The 12,372-nt window shown below is 67.9% G+C and carries 10 protein-coding genes and 1 pseudogene; 3 read left to right on the top strand and 8 right to left on the bottom strand.

Features of this window, described 5'->3' with window-relative positions; genetic code table 11:
* The 7 genes and pseudogenes from AC6LJ5_RS17265 to pmbA form a co-directional block, all read right to left on the bottom strand.
* Positions 1–108: pseudogene (locus AC6LJ5_RS17265) on the bottom strand (ABC transporter ATP-binding protein); the annotation flags it as partial.
* Complete coding sequence (locus AC6LJ5_RS17260) at positions 105–893, bottom strand: ABC transporter ATP-binding protein (protein ID WP_103272372.1); 789 nt, start codon at positions 891–893, stop codon at positions 105–107. The gene AC6LJ5_RS17260 and the pseudogene AC6LJ5_RS17265, both read right to left, overlap by 4 nt.
* The gene (locus AC6LJ5_RS17255) at positions 886–1,752 is read right to left on the bottom strand and encodes a branched-chain amino acid ABC transporter permease (protein WP_103272371.1); all 867 of its coding nucleotides are present in this window, start codon (positions 1,750–1,752) and stop codon (positions 886–888) included. Before AC6LJ5_RS17255 ends, AC6LJ5_RS17260 begins: the two co-directional genes overlap by 8 nt.
* 5 nt (positions 1,753–1,757) lie before the next feature.
* Complete coding sequence (locus AC6LJ5_RS17250) at positions 1,758–2,639, bottom strand: branched-chain amino acid ABC transporter permease (protein WP_103276307.1); 882 nt, start codon at positions 2,637–2,639, stop codon at positions 1,758–1,760.
* Between the two features lie 253 nt (positions 2,640–2,892).
* Positions 2,893–4,047, bottom strand: coding sequence for an ABC transporter substrate-binding protein (locus AC6LJ5_RS17245; protein WP_103272370.1), 1,155 nt, complete (start codon positions 4,045–4,047; stop codon positions 2,893–2,895).
* A 257-nt stretch (positions 4,048–4,304) separates the two neighbouring features.
* Positions 4,305–5,402, bottom strand: a complete 1,098-nt coding sequence (locus tag AC6LJ5_RS17240) for a TRAP transporter substrate-binding protein (RefSeq protein WP_498141115.1) — start codon at positions 5,400–5,402, stop codon at positions 4,305–4,307.
* A gap of 194 nt (positions 5,403–5,596) precedes the next feature.
* Entirely contained in the window at positions 5,597–6,961 is a 1,365-nt protein-coding gene (gene pmbA / locus AC6LJ5_RS17235) for a metalloprotease PmbA (protein WP_103272368.1), read from the bottom strand.
* 58 nt (positions 6,962–7,019) lie between these two features.
* Between pmbA and yjgA the strand changes: the two genes are divergently transcribed.
* Positions 7,020–7,571 carry a ribosome biogenesis factor YjgA gene (yjgA, locus tag AC6LJ5_RS17230; protein WP_103272367.1) on the top strand — a complete coding sequence of 184 codons (552 nt, stop codon included), beginning with the start codon at positions 7,020–7,022 and terminating at the stop codon, positions 7,569–7,571.
* Between the two features lie 8 nt (positions 7,572–7,579).
* Entirely contained in the window at positions 7,580–8,257 is a 678-nt protein-coding gene (locus AC6LJ5_RS17225; protein ID WP_103272366.1) for an alpha/beta hydrolase, read from the top strand.
* 135 nt (positions 8,258–8,392) lie between these two features.
* On the opposite strand, the gene AC6LJ5_RS17220 is transcribed toward AC6LJ5_RS17225, so the two are convergent.
* Positions 8,393–10,831, bottom strand: a complete 2,439-nt coding sequence (locus AC6LJ5_RS17220) for a bifunctional acetate--CoA ligase family protein/GNAT family N-acetyltransferase (protein ID WP_498141114.1) — start codon at positions 10,829–10,831, stop codon at positions 8,393–8,395.
* A 132-nt stretch (positions 10,832–10,963) separates the two neighbouring features.
* Here AC6LJ5_RS17220 and gltX point away from each other — a divergent pair, with 132 nt between their 5' ends.
* Positions 10,964–12,370 (top strand): glutamate--tRNA ligase, encoded by a 1,407-nt coding sequence (gltX, locus tag AC6LJ5_RS17215; RefSeq protein WP_498141113.1) that lies wholly within the window; start codon positions 10,964–10,966, stop codon positions 12,368–12,370.
* Positions 12,371–12,372: the final 2 nt, after the last annotated feature.

Raw genomic sequence — 12,372 nt, 5'->3', positions numbered from 1 at the left:
GACCAGGGCGGTGATTTCCTTGGCGTTCAGGTCCAGGTCGATGCCGCGGACGGCTTCGATATGGCCGTAGTTGACCTCGAGTCCGCGGACTTCCAGCATTGCGCTCATTTTGCGGCCTCCGCGTGTTCGGCGTCTTCATCGTCTTCGCGGCCCAGGTAGGCCTCGATGACCTGCTCGTTGTTGCGGATCTCTTCAGGCCCGCCGCAGGCGATGATCTTGCCGAAGTTCAGCACCGCGATCTGTTCGCACAGGCCCATGACGAAGCGCATGTCGTGCTCGATCATGAGAATGGTGTAGCCGCGTTCGCGGATCGCCAGGATCTCGCGCATGAGCTCGGCGCGCTCGCCGGTGTTCATGCCCGCGACCGGCTCGTCCAGCAACAGCAGCTTGGGCTCGGTGGCCAGCGCGCGCGCCAGCTCCAGCCGGCGCTGTTCGCCGTAGGACAGGTTGTCGGCCAGGTCATTGGCCTTGTGGTCCAGGCGCATCCAGGTCAGCAGCTCGTGGGCGCGTTCGCGGGCCCGCTTCTCGTGCTCGCGGAATCCCGGCAGGCCCAGCAGCAGGCTGGGGAAGCCGTAGTTCATGTGGCGGTAGGCGCCGACCACCACGTTTTCCAGCAGCGTCATCTCCTTGAACAGGCGAATGTTCTGGAACGTGCGGGCGATGCCCATGCGCGTGATCTGGTGCGGCGCGCGCCGCAGCAGGCTGTCGCCGTTGAACGTGATGGCGCCGCCGCTGGGCGGCAGCAGGCCGGTGATCAGGTTGAACACCGTGGTCTTGCCGGCGCCGTTCGGGCCGATCAGGCCGTAGATGCTGCCCTGGGGCACGGACAGATTGACGTCATGCAGCACATGCAGGCCGCCAAAGCTCTTGGAGACGGAGGAAAGCTCAAGCATGGCGCTTGCCTCCCTGACGCATCCAGCGCTTGAAGCGCGCCGGATCCCAGATGCCTTGCGGCAGGAACAACACGATCACCACCAGGATCACTCCATTGACGACCAGGCGGAAATCCGCGAAGCCGCGCAGCATCTCGGGCAGCACCGTGATGATGAAGCTGCCCAGCACCGGGCCCGCCAGGCCGCCGATGCCGCCCAGGATCGCCATGGTCAGGATTTCCACGCCACGGTCGAAGCCGTATTCGTTGGGTCCGATGAAAAAGGTCAGGTGAGCGTTCAGCGCGCCCGCCAGGCCGGCGATCATGGCGCCCGCCACGAATGCCAGCATCTTGTTGGCGCGCACGTCGATGCCCATCAGGCCGGCGGCGGTTTCGTCGCCGCGGATGGCGTCGAAGGCGCGGCCGATCTTGGACACACGCACGCGCCACAGCACGAACAGCACGATGACGACCGCCAGGATCACGTGCCACCACTGGGTCAGCTGCGGAATGCCGTTAAGGCCCAGCGCGCCGCCGGTGATGGACTCGGTGTTCAGCACGGTCACGCGCACCACCTCACCGAAACCCAGCGTCGCCATGGCCAGGTAGACCCCGGACAAGCGCAGCGTGGGCAGGCCGATCAGCGCCGCCACCAGGGCCGGCGCCAGCATGCCGCCGGCCAGCGCCACCGGGAAGGAGGCGTCGTAGTTCATGGTGAGCAAGGCGGCGGCGTAGGCGCCGATGCCCATGAAGGCCGCATTGGCCATGGCCAGCATGCCGCAGGCCAGCGTCAGCCAGATGGACAGGGCCAGCAGGGCATTGGTGCCCAGCGTCAGCACCAGGTTGCCATAAATGGCCCAGAAATTTTCGAATCCGCTCATCACACTCACGCCTTGCGTTGAACCACTTTGCCGAACAGGCCCTGCGGACGCACCAGCAGGATCAGGAACAGCAGGCCGAATGCCACCGCATCGCGCATGGTGGAGCCGATATAGGCCACCGACAGCACCTCGGCGAAGCCCAGGAACAGGCCGCCCAGCATGGCGCCGCGGATGTCGCCCATGCCGCCCAGGATGATGACCGCGATGCCCTTGTGCAGCATGGGCTGGCCCATGAGCGGGAAGAGCGCGTTCGAGTACAGCCCGATCAGCACGCCGGCCACGCCGCCCAGCGCCGCGGCGGCGAACGAAGTGGTGATGAACAGTTTTTCAACATTGATGCCCAGCAGCCAGGCGGCCTTGGGCGATTCGGCGATGGCGCGCAGCGCGCGGCCGAACTGCGTGCGGCGCATGACGAACATCAGCACGGCCATCAGCGCGAAGGACATGAAGATGATGCCCAGCTCGATCACGGTCAGGTGCAGACCGGCGACCTCGATCACTTCCTCGGGCACGGTGCCGTGCGGGAAGCGCAGGTTGCTGGCGCCGAAAATGCCCTGCGCGGCGTTGTTCAGGATGATGCCCACGCCGATGGTGGCGATCATGGGAATCAGGTGAGGCGCGTTGCGCTTGCGCAGCGGCTTGAGCACCAGGTAGTCGATGATGACGCCGGTCAGGCCCGCGACGACGAAGGCCGCCACCAGTCCCGCCCACAGCGGCAGGGCCAGGTTCTGCACCACGGTCAGCGCCGCGTAGGCCCCCACCATGAAAACCGCGCCATGCGCCAGATTGATGACCCCGAGCACGCCGAAGACCAGCGTGAAGCCCAGCGCGAACAGGGCGTAGACGCAGCCCAGCGACAAGGCGTTGACGAATTGTTGTTCCAACATGATTGGACGTTCCAGATAAAACCGAAAGGACCGCCGCGCCGCGCTGATGGCGCGGGCCTGCGCCCCGCGGATGCGCTTCTGCTTGAAGCGCTCCCGCGACAAGGAAATGCTCCCGCGCCGCTTGCGCCGCGCGGGCCTGCTGCCCCCGGGGGATGTTCTTGTCTTGGGGCGGCCCTGCTATGAAAAGCGCCTGGCGCACGCCCCGTCCAGGCCGCGCGCCAGGCGCATCCCCCATCAGGGGGACGCGTGCCGATTACTTCTCGATGACGTACTTGCCGTCCTTGGTCACGCTGACGATCGGCGCCTGGTCGGCGTCGTAGCCGGCGGGCTTGCCGGCGCGGTCGTTGGCCTGGCGGAACTTGAAGGCGCCGGTGGCGCCGGTCCACTGCACCGACGGCAGCGCGTCGCGCAGTGCCGTGCGGTCCTTGGGCAGGTCGCCGCTGATCTTGGTGTTCTTCAGGGCCTGGGCGACGATGTACATGGCGTCGTACGACTGGGCCGCGAACTGGTCGGGCGCGCCGTTGAACTTGGCCTTGTAGGCGTCGATGAACTTCACGTTCTCGGCCGACTTGTTCTCGATGGACCAGGGGCTGCCGATCCACAGGTTGTTCGACGCGCCGCCGGGAGCCAGATCGAAGATCTTGACCGAGTTCATGCCGTTGCCGCCGATGACCGGCAGGTTGATGCCGAGCTGGCGGGCCTGCACCATGATCGGGGCGCCTTCGGCCAGCAGGGCCGACAGCACGATGGCGTCGGGGTTGGTGCCCTTGATCTTGGTCAGCTGGGCCTTGAAGTCCACGTCGCCCTTGGCGAAGGTCTCGGTCGTGGTGACCGGGATCTTCTGGTCTTCCAGGGCCTTCTTGAAGTTGTCGTAGCCGCTCTTGGTGAAGACGTCGTCGTTGCCGTAGAGCACCGCCACGTTCTTCAGGCCGGTCTTGGCCTTGACGGTGGAGATGGTGGCCGGCAGCACGTCGGCTTCGGTGACCGAGTTGCGGAACACGTAGTTGCCGATGGAGGTGATGCCATCGGCGGTGTTGGAGGTGCCGAAGACGACCGTCTTGGCGGCCTGGGCGATCGGGTCGGCGGCCTGGGCCGAGTTCGACAGCGTCGGGCCGAAGACCATCAGGACGTTGTCCTTGAAGATCAGCTTCTTGAAGACGTTGATGGCTTCTTCCTTCTTGCCCTGTTCGTCCTCGATCACCAGCACGACCTTGTTGCCGTTGATGCCGCCGGCGGCGTTGATTTCATCGGCAGCCAGCTGGAAGCCGTTGCGGATCGACGCGCCGTACTGGGCGGCGCCGCCCGACAGGGCCTCGGCCACGCCCAGCTTGAGGTCGGCCGCGTGGGCAGCCGGAACGACACCGGCCGCGATCAGCGCGGCCAGCAGCTTCTTGGTCTTCGATTGCATGGTTGATACCACCCTAAAGTCTGTCTCGGAATGTTTGGTAATCCGGGTCGGCCAGGCCTGCCGGATTGACAGCGGTTGCCGCTCGAAGGCGGCGCGTTCGCGCGTCAAGACCCGGCATATTACTCCTTTTGTATCAGGCCGAAACTTGAATGCCGTTCAACAAAAGGCGCCAAACCGCCCGATTTCTAGTCAAAAACCAGGGGAAATCAGTGAAAACCCCACTCCTTGCCGAATGCCATTCGGCATCGGCTTCCTGCTCAGCTCCTGGCCGACAGCGCCACGCCCAGGTACTGGCCGTAGGCGCCCTCGGTCAGGCGGAACCAGGGCATCTCGCTGTCGCGAAAACCCATATAGCTGCTGTGCAGCGCCTTGAAGGCCGGGTCCTTGTCGCCCAGTTCCTTGTAGAGCTGCTGCGTGGCCTCGAAGGCCGCGTCCATGATCGAGCGGGAAAAGGCGCGCAACTGCGCGCCATTGGCCGTCAACTGCGCCAGGGCGCCGGGATTGCGCGCGTCATAGCGGGCCGAGGCGGCGGCGTGCGCGGCACGGGCGGCGGCCTCGACCACCGATTGGTAGTTCTTGGGCAGCTTGCTCCAGGCCTCGTCATTGATATAGAGCGACAGCTGGCCGCTGCCGGCCCACCAGCCCGGCCCGTAATAGAACTTGGCGAACTTGTTCAGCCCTAGCTTGCTGTCATCGTAGGCGCCGGATCCGGCCACGGCCTCCAGGCCGTCCTTCTCGGCCGCCTGCCCCAGCTCGGCCAGCGCCGCCTGCTGCGGCGCCACGCCCAGGCGGGCCAGCACGTCGGCGGCCAGGCCGTCCACGCGCATCTTCAGGCCCTTCAGGTCGCCCACGCGCTTGACCTCCTTCCTGAACCAGCCGCCCATCTGGCCGCCGGTATTGCCCAACGGGAAGTTGACGGCCTTCAGGGGCTTGAACAGCTCGCGGGTCAGGCGCAGGCCCTCGCCTTCCATCATCCAGGCGTCCATCTGGCGCGCGGTCAGGCCGAAAGGCATGCCGGCATCGAAGCAAAAGGCGGGATTGCGCGCGTGCAGCAGCGCGGAAGAGGCGTGGGCGCATTCGACCTTGCCGGCGCCGACAGCGTCGACCAGCTCGGCCGCGGGCGCGACCTCGCCCTCGGGCAGGTGGCGGATGCTGAACTTGCCGCCGGTGGATTCGGAAACGAACTTGCAGAAGGTCTCGCCCGCGCCGAAGCGCAGGTCCAGGGCGCTGGGGAAACCGGAGGCCAGGCGCCACTTCAACGACGGCGAATCCTGGGCATATGCCGGCGCGGCGATGGCCGCGCCCGTTGCCACGGCGCCGAGCCCCGCCTGTTTCAAGAATGAACGTCGTTGCATCTCTTGCTCCTTCTTTACAGCAACACCAGGGACTTCCAGCAATACCCGCCGGATATTACACGCTGGCGCGGTCAGGGATTGCTAGAGGAATTCCCGAGCAGGTAAGGGATTGCAAAGGCGGGATTGCAAAGACGCGACGGCGCGGGCGGCCGGGCAAGGCGGCGTTGGCCGGGGCCGCGCCCCGGCCAACGGGATCAGACGCCGGCGATGGCCATCTGCTCGATCAGGATCGAGCCCGTGGTCTTGGTGCCGCGCGAGATGACGTCGGCGCCCACCGCCACGATCTGGCGGAACATGTCGTTCAGGTTGCCGGCGATGGTCACTTCCTGCACGGCGTGCTGGATCTTGCCGTTCTCGACCCAATAGCCGAACGCGCCGCGCGAATAGTCGCCGGAGACGTAGTTCACGCCCTGCCCGATCAGCTCGGTGACCAGGAAGCCCGTGCCCATCTTGCGCAGCATGGCTTCGAAATCGTCGCCGGCCTGGGTCTGGGTGGAGCTGAAGGTCAGGTTGTGCGAGCCGCCGGCGTTGCCGGTGGTGGTCATGCCGAGCTTGCGGGCGGTGTACGAGGACAGGAAATAGCCTTCCAGCACGCCGGCCGTCACCACGCTGCGCTTGCGCGTGCGCACGCCTTCGTCGTCGAACGGCGAGCTGCCCATGGCGCCACGCACGTGCGGATCCTCGGTCAGGTTGATGTGCGACGGGAAGATCGGCTTGCCCAGGGCGTCGAGCAGGAAGCTGGCCTTGCGGTACAGCGCGCCACCGTTGGCCGCCTGCGTCAGGGCGCCGACCAGGCCCAGGGCCAGCGGCGCCTCGAACAGCACCGGGAACTTGCCGGTGCGGATGCGGCGCGCCGACAGGCGCGACAGCGTGCGCCCGGCGGCATAGCGACCCACGGCCTCGGGCGAGGCCAGGCTGGCCGGATCGCGCTCGGACGTGTACCAGTAATCGCGCTGCATGCCGTTGCCGCGGCCGGCGATCGGCGCCACCGACAGGCTGTGGCGCGAATAGGCGTAGCCACCCAGGAAGCCACGGGTATTGCCCATGACGAACTGGCCTTCGTAGGTGCCCACCGAGGCGCCATCGGTATTGGTGATGCGGGAATCGACCTCGCGGGCGGCGCGCTCGGCGCGCAGGGCCAGCTCGGCCGCCTCTTCGGTGGACACCGGCCAGGCGTGGTGCAGGTCCAGGTCGGGGAATTCGGTGGCCAGCTGATCGGCGTCGGGCAGGCCGGCCGCCGGGTCGGCGGCGGTATGGCGGGCAATGTGCCAGGCCGCTTCCACGGTCTGGCGCAGCGCCGCCTCGGAAAAATCGGAGGTCGAGGCCGAGCCTCGGCTCTGGCCGGCGTAGACCGTCAGGTCCAGCGAGCGGTCGCGGGTCTGCTCGACGGTTTCGATGTCGTTCTTGCGCACGGAGACCGACAGCCCCAGGCTCTCGGAGACTTCAGCCGCCGCGTCCGAGGCGCCGATCTGGCGCGCGTAGGCGAGGGTTTGCTCGACGAGTTCGGAAAAACGCGCGTGATTTGCCGCCAGCGGCAGGGATGAGGAGGGTTTGACCATTGCTGTCCAATTTGCAGAGACGGTTATCATAGCCAAGTCTGTCATTGCGCAGTTTTCCATGAATTCCCATCCCGAAGAAGAATCCGTCGACGAAGGCTACGACGAGAACGGCTACGACCGTCCCAGCAAATCCCAGGTCAAGCGCGAGATGCACGCGCTGCTGGACCTGGGCAAGCAGCTGATCGCCCTGTCGCCCGAACGCCTGAAACAGCTGCCGCTGGCGGAACGCCTGTACGAAGCCATCCGCATGGCCCAGCGCACCACCAGCCGCGAGGGCCTGCGCCGCCAGACCCATTTCGTGGGCAAATTGATGCGCGACGCCCCCGCCGAGGAAATCCGCGCCCAGCTCGACGTCTGGGAAAACGGCTCGCGCGAGGAAACCGCCGCCATGCACCGGCTGGAGACCCTGCGCGACCGCCTGCTCGACGACGACGAGGCCCTGACCCGCCTGCTGGAGAACAATCCGCAGGCCGACGTGCAGCACCTGCGCGCCGTGATCCGGGCCGCGCGCAAGGAAAAACAGGCCAACGCCGCCCTGCTGCAAGGCCAGGAGCCGCAAAAGAAGCAGTACCGGGCGCTGTTCCAGGCGCTCAAGGCCCTCATCCACTGATTCCATCCATGACCGCCACGACCGACCTGCTCGACTGCATCGAGATCGAAACCGCCCCCAATCCCACGCACGCCGTGATCTGGCTGCACGGGCTGGGCGCCGACGGCAACGACTTCGCGCCCATCGTGCCGGAGCTGGACCTGCCGGCCGGCAGCAAGGTGCGCTTCGTGTTCCCGAACGCGCCGGTGCAGCCGGTGACCATCAACAATGGCATGGCCATGCGTTCCTGGTACGACATCCTGGTGATGGACCTGGTGCGCGTCGAGGACGGCGCCGGCATCCGCCGCTCGGAAGCCGAGATCCACAAGCTGATCGCGCGCGAGAACGCCCGCGGCATCCCCACGTCCAACATCGTGCTGGCCGGCTTCTCGCAGGGCTGCGCCATGACGCTGCACACCGGCCTGCGCCTGCCCGAGAAGCTGGCCGGCATGATGGGCCTGTCGGGCTACCTGCCGCTGCTGGACACCGCCGAGGCCGAGCGCCACGGCGCCAATGCGCGCACTCCGATCTTCCTGGCCCACGGCACTTTCGATCCGGTCGTGCCGCTGGCGCGCGCCAAGGCCACGCTGGCCGAGCTGCAGCGCCTGGGCTGCGACGTGCGCTGGCACACCTATGGCATGCCGCATTCCGTGTGCGCCGAGGAAGTGGCCGACATCTCGCGCTTCCTGCGCGAAGTGCTTAGCTGAGCAAGTCAACGGCAGCCCCCTGATACGCCATCAGAGCCTATAAACGCCGCCCCATCGGGGCCGCACGGAGCCGGCTTCGCCGGTCCGTAGCGGCGCCCCCCTGGGGGGGAAGCGCGCAGCGCTTCGGGGGGGGGACTAAACCTCTAGCCAGACCCGCCGCATGGTCGGGTCTTCCGGGTCGGGATCATTGGTGAAACCCAGGCTGGTCATCAGCGCCAGCATGGGCCGGTTGGTCGACAGCACCAGCCCGTCGATGTATTCCAGCCCCTGCTCGCGCGCCGCGTCGATCAGCGCCGACATCAGCTGACGCCCCAGGCCGCGGCGCTGCCAGTCGTCGCCGATCACCAGCGCGTACTCGGCGCCGCGCCCGTCCGGGTTGCGCAGATAGTGCGCGAAGCCCACCAGCACCTCTCTCGGATGGCCGCGATTGGCGGGATTGGGCACCAGCGTGGCGGCGACCAGCGCCAGCTCGCGGTGATAGTCCACCTGGGTATAGCGCGACACCATGCGCGGCGTCAGCTCGCGCATCATCGACACGAAACGCATGTAGCGCGAGCGCTCGGACAGGCCACGGATGAACTCCTGCAACGACTCGGCGTCCTCGGGACGGATCGGCCGCAGCACCCACGGGATGCCGTCGTTGAAGCGTCGCACCTGCACCAGCCGCGCCGGATACGGGTGGATCGCCATGTGCGGGTAGCCGGCGGTCTGCGGCGTGGCGCAGCCGGGCGTCTCGGTCAGCGTCATGCGCAGTCCGCCCGCGCGCAGCTGGGTTTCGCCCGCGTAGAGCGGATCGATGTCGAGCGATTCGATGTCCGGCAATTCCGAGACCAGTTCGGACACCTGCACCAGCGCCTGCTGCAGCGCCTCGGCCGCCAGATGGCCGACGCGCGGCGCCAGCACGCGGCGCCATAGCCGGCTGCGCTCGATCAGCTGGCGCGCCAGGAAGCCGTTGAGCGGCGGCAGGTCCATGCCACGATCGGACTGCGACAGGAAGGCGTCCGGGCCGCCCGCGCCAAAGCGGATCACGGGGCCAAATTGCGGATCGCGACGCACGCGCACCGCCATGGGACGCGACTCGGGTTCGGCCGAGGCCACCTCCAGCGGCGCATCGCGCAAGGGCACGTAGAACAGCGCCAGCAGGGAGCGGATCTCGGACGTGTTCAGCTCGCGCCGGCATTCGGCGCGCACCCGCGCCAGCAGGTCCCGGGCCGCGACCAGGTCAGGAACATGGCTGGCGGGCTCGGGCGGCTGGGTCTGCAACAGCAGCTGCTGGTTGTAGTGATGCGTGGCCAGCACGCCGAAGGCGTCAGCGGCGGATTCTGGCGTGCGAAACGCCGAAGTGCCGGCATCGTCCAGCATGCGCCGCAGCGGCCGCATGCCGGCGTCGCCCATGAAACAGGTCACCACGGGCTTCCTGGCCTTGGGCGCGACCTGAGCCAGCTCGCGCGCCACGGCCGGCATGTCGGCCAGCGCGTCCGGCGCCAGCAGCACCAGCACGCCGTCCACGCCTGCATCGTCCAGCACGGCGTCGAGGATCGCGCGGATGCGCTCGGGCGTCAGCGGCACATAGGTGATGACGGGATTGGCGATGGCCGCGTCCGGCTCCAGCATGGCCGCCAGCGCCCGCTGTGTCGCGGGCGTCAGCTCGGCCTTGAGCACGGCGGCGTCGGGGCCGATCAGGTCCAGGGCCAGCTGCGGCGGTCCGTTGCCGTTGGAGATCAGCGCCACGCGCCGCCCCTTCGGCCGCCGGGTATAGCCCAGCACCTTGACCGCCGAGAACAGCTGCACGAAGTAGCGCACCCGCACCGCGCCGGCGCGCCGCAGCGCGGCGTCGAACACAGCATCGCTGCTGTCGGCGCCGTGCTGGCCGGCCTTGAGCACGATGACCGGCTTCACGCTGGCGGCGGCGCGCAGCACGCTCATGAACTCGCGCGCCGGCCCGACGTCCTCCAGATAGAGCACGATGCTGTCGGTGCGCGGGTCGCTGGCCAGGTAGTCCAGCACCTTGGACAGGCCGACCACGGCCTCGTCGCCCAGCGAGACGGCGACGGAAAAGCCGATGTGCACGTCCTCGGCCCAGTCCATGACCGCCGCCATGATGGAGCGCGACTGGGCCAGCAGGGCCACCCGGCCCGGGCGCGCCAGCACCGGGTGCTGGCTGAGGTTCAGGCCGGCGTGCGGGCGCTGCGCGCCGAAGGAGCGCGGCCCCAGCAGCTCGCAGCGGTTTTCCTCGGCCCAGGCGCGGCACAGCGCCAGCGTGCCGCGCGGATACGGATCGGGCAGTTCGTGCGGCAGCAGGATGACGGAGCGGGGCGACAGCGCCGCCAGCCGGCGCAGCGTTTCCGGCAGCACTGCCGGCGACACGCAGACCAGGGCCAGGTCGGGACGCTCGCCCGGCGCCAGGCCGTTCAGGCTGGCGGGCAGCTCGGGCGCCTCGCCCACGGCGCAATCGACCACCGTGCAGCGGGCCTTGAGCGCCGGCGACAGGGATCCCGCCGCCGGCAGGGGCCGGTCGGCCACGATCACCAGCGAACCGGGTTCGAACATCGGGGCCAGGGCGTGTCGCAGCATGGGGTGGCGGGCGCGATTCGGGCGCTAATCTAAAATAGCGTCCATCGTAACAAGACCAGCCCGCCGCATGTTTGATGTGGCCCCTGCCGGACGCCGCTTTGTGGCGTCGCCGCCATCACCGCTACGCTTCCTATGACCGCCAACGCTTCCTCCCCCATCCGCACCCGCTTCGCGCCCTCGCCCACCGGCTTCCTGCACCTGGGCGGCGCGCGCACCGCGCTGTTCTCGTGGGCCTTCGCCCGCCACCACCAGGGCACCTTCGTGCTGCGCATCGAGGACACCGATGTCGAGCGCTCCACGCCCGAGGCGGTGCAGGCGATCCTGGACAGCATGGACTGGCTTGGCATGCAGCCCGACGAAGGCCCGTTCTACCAGATGCAGCGCATGGACCGCTACCGTGAAGTGGTCGCGCAGATGCTGGCCGCCGGCACCGCCTACCATTGCTACAGCTCGCCCGAGGAAGTGGAAGCCATGCGCGAGGCCGCCCGCGCCCGTGGCGACAAGCCGCGCTACGACGGCACCTGGCGACCCGAGCCGGGCAAGACCCTGCCGCCGGTGCCCGCCGGCCGCCAGCCCGTGGTCCGCTTCAAGAACCCGCAGGACGGCGCCACCTCGTGGAACGACATGGTCAAGGGCGTGATCAGCTTCGACAATACCGAGCTGGACGACCTGATCATCGCCCGTCCCGACGGCACGCCCACCTATAACTTCTGCGTGGTGGTGGATGACTGGGACATGGGCATCACCCACGTGCTGCGCGGCGACGACCACGTCAACAACACCCCGCGCCAGATCAATATCCTGCGCGCGCTGGGCGCCGCGCTGCCCGAATACGGCCACGTGCCCATGATCCTGGGCCCGGACGGCGAGAAGCTGTCCAAGCGCCACGGCGCGGTCAACGTCATGGAATACGACAACGAGGGCTACCTGCCCGAGGCCATGATCAACTACCTGGCCCGCCTGGGCTGGAGCCACGGCGACGACGAGCTGTTCAGCCGCGAGCAGCTGGTGAGCTGGTTCGACACCCGCCACCTGTCCAAGTCCGCCTCGCAGTGGGACCCGAAGAAGCTGAACTGGGTCAACGCCCACTACATCAAGCAGATGGACGACGCCGAGCTGGCCGAGCGCGTCGCCCCGCGCGTGGCCAAGCGCGGCGGCCACCCGGAAAAGACCAACCTGCCCGGCATCATGGGCCTGCTTAAGGACCGCGCCGAAACGCTGGAACAGCTCGCCGACGGCGCCATGCTGTTCTGCGGCGAATTCAAGCCGGCCTCCGCCGAGCTGGCCGAACAGCACCTGACGCCGGCCGCGCGCGAGGCGCTGGCGGACTTCGCGCAACGCGCCCAGGGCACCGAATGGACCCGCGAGGCGCTGTCCGCGCTGATCAAGGCCGTGCTGGCCGACCGTGGCCTGAAGATGCCGCAGCTGGCCATTCCTCTGCGCGTGGCGGTGGTGGGCCAGACGCAGACGCCGGCGGTGGACGCCGTGCTGGCGCTGCTGGGCAAGGAAACGGTGCTGGCGCGCCTGGCCTCGGTCTGAGG

It is taken from the genome of Achromobacter sp. 1011791174 (assembly GCF_059760925.1).
Note: the sequence above shows the minus strand (reverse complement) of the source record. Positions and strands in the feature narration are given on the sequence as shown.